The sequence below is a fragment of the Pseudomonas sp. K5002 genome (genome assembly GCF_013386655.1).
Taxonomy (GTDB): Bacteria; Pseudomonadota; Gammaproteobacteria; order Pseudomonadales; family Pseudomonadaceae; genus Aquipseudomonas.
Genome location: NZ_JACARK010001136.1, coordinates 1 through 1,979, shown reverse-complemented (window position 1 = coordinate 1,979; position 1,979 = coordinate 1). Strand labels below are relative to the sequence as shown.

The 1,979-nt window shown below is 64.3% G+C and carries 2 protein-coding genes; one reads left to right on the top strand and one right to left on the bottom strand.

The window, feature by feature from the left end; translation table 11 throughout:
• A partial coding sequence (locus tag HX846_RS34095; protein WP_178967140.1) for a DUF3530 family protein occupies positions 1-496 on the bottom strand: 496 nt, incomplete at its 3' end.
• Positions 497-573: 77 nt separating this feature from the next.
• Between HX846_RS34095 and HX846_RS34090 the strand changes: the two genes are divergently transcribed.
• Positions 574-1,979 (top strand): transporter substrate-binding domain-containing protein (locus tag HX846_RS34090; protein ID WP_178967139.1); only part of this gene is annotated, 1,406 nt, incomplete at its 3' end.

Here is a 1,979-nt window from a genome sequence, read left to right as displayed (position 1 = left end):
CTTCGGCGCTGGCGGCTTGCTCCACGGGTTTGGCGACGGTGCTGGCGTCTTTGCTGCTGGTCTCCACGGTCGCCTTGGGCGATTCGATGACGCGGGGTGGCAAGGTGTCCAGGGTCAGGTCCGGCAGCGACAAGCTCAGGGTGCCCCAGGAGGCGTCCGGCAATTTCTTGCGCAACGGCGCGATTGCTTGAGGCCAGTCAGCACTTTCGCCGTTGCCCGGGACGATAATCACCACGCCTTCAGGCTCACCGCTGTTGGCCGGCTTCCACAAAGCCAGGAAAGAATCGCTGCCCGCCTGCAACTGTTGTTGTTCCTGCTGCGGGATTTGTCGTTCCAGGGCGTTGGCTTCTTCCTGGCTGCGCTCCGGCAAGGGCTGGCGCACCACTGGCTTTTCCGGGGCGGGAGCGGGAGTGTCGGCGGCCTCGACACAAAAGGCGCTGGTAAACAGCAGCGACAGGCACAATGCTGGCAGTGCCGAGCGGTGGGAAAGTGGCATCGTTGATTTCCGGCCAGAAGTGATTCCGGCAGCCTAATGGGTTGGTCAGTATTTGTCAGTGATATGAGACGTGGATCATGGGTTTTCGCTACCTGCTGGTTATCGGCTGTATATGCTTTCCCTTGATCGCGGGCGCCGTGCCTGCGCCTGCCACTCACCAGGCGCAGCTCGATGCCGGCCAGCGCGAATGGCTCGAACAGCATCCCGACCTGCGGGTCGGGCTGGTGTTACAGGCGCCTTATGCCCAATACGATCGGCGCTTGCAGCGGCTGTCCGGGGCCAACGTCGAATTGATGCAGTGGCTGGCCAAGGCGCTGAATATCGAACTGACCTGGCGCAACTTTCCCAATCAGGAGCAACTGGAGGCGGCGGTGCGTGACGGCGAGGTCGACCTCGCCCCCGGCCTGCTGCAAACCCCGGCCGGCCTGCGCCTGTGGTTATTCTCCGATCCGTATATGCGCGTTCCCCAGCACATCGTCGGGGTTCGCGATGGCAGCACCGCAGTCGACCTGGAGAAACTCGACGACCAATCCCGCGTCGCTGTGCGCATGCCCAGCGCAGTGGCGGATTACCTGCGCAGCACCTACCCGAGTCTCAACCTGCAAGGCGTGCCCATGGAGCGCCAGGCCCTGCAATTGCTGGTGAGCCAGCAGGCGCGGTATGCGGTGGTGGATGAGGCGCAATTGAGCCGGTTGTCGGGCGAAACCGAGTTCGCCGGCCTTGCCGTGGTCGGCGATATTGGCCTGCCGCAATTGCTGCGGGTGGCCACGCGGCGCGACTGGCCCGAGCTGGCTGATATCATGCAAAGCGCCTTGCGCGCGATTCCCGCTCGTGATCTGGACCAGTTGCACAGCCGCTGGCTGCAGCCCAAATACCCACGGGTGACCGAGTCCCCCGGCTTCTGGCAAAACCTCACGTTGCTGCTGGGCCTGCTATTGCTCGCCAGCCTGGCCCTGGTGTTCTGGCAGCGCCGCCAGCAACGCGGCCTGGAGCATAATCTGCTGGCCGCCCGCGAAGAAAGCGCCGCCCGCGCCGCCGGTGCCGAAGCCTTGCGCCTGACCCAGTTCTCCATCGACCAAAGCACCGTCGGTATCCTCTGGGTCAATTGGGACAGCCATGTGCGCTACGCCAATCAGGCGGCGGAAACCATGCTCGGCTACGCCCCCGGCGCCCTGATCGAACGCCCGCTGATCGAATTCGACCCGACGCTGACCATGGACCGCTGGCTCAACCTGTGGAAGCGCGCCCGGGCCAGCGAAGACGGGCCACAGAGTTTTGCCACCAATTGCCTGCGCGCCGATGGCAGCGTATTGCCAGCCGATGTGTCCCTGAGTTTCCTGCGCTTTGCCGACGGCGAATACCTGGTGGTCTACCTCAACGATGTCACCGAGCGTCGCCGGGCCCTCGCGGCCTTGCAGGAAAGTGAGGCGCGGCTGCAAGGGATCGCCGCCAATGTGCCGGGGCTGGTGTTTCGCCTGGAGCG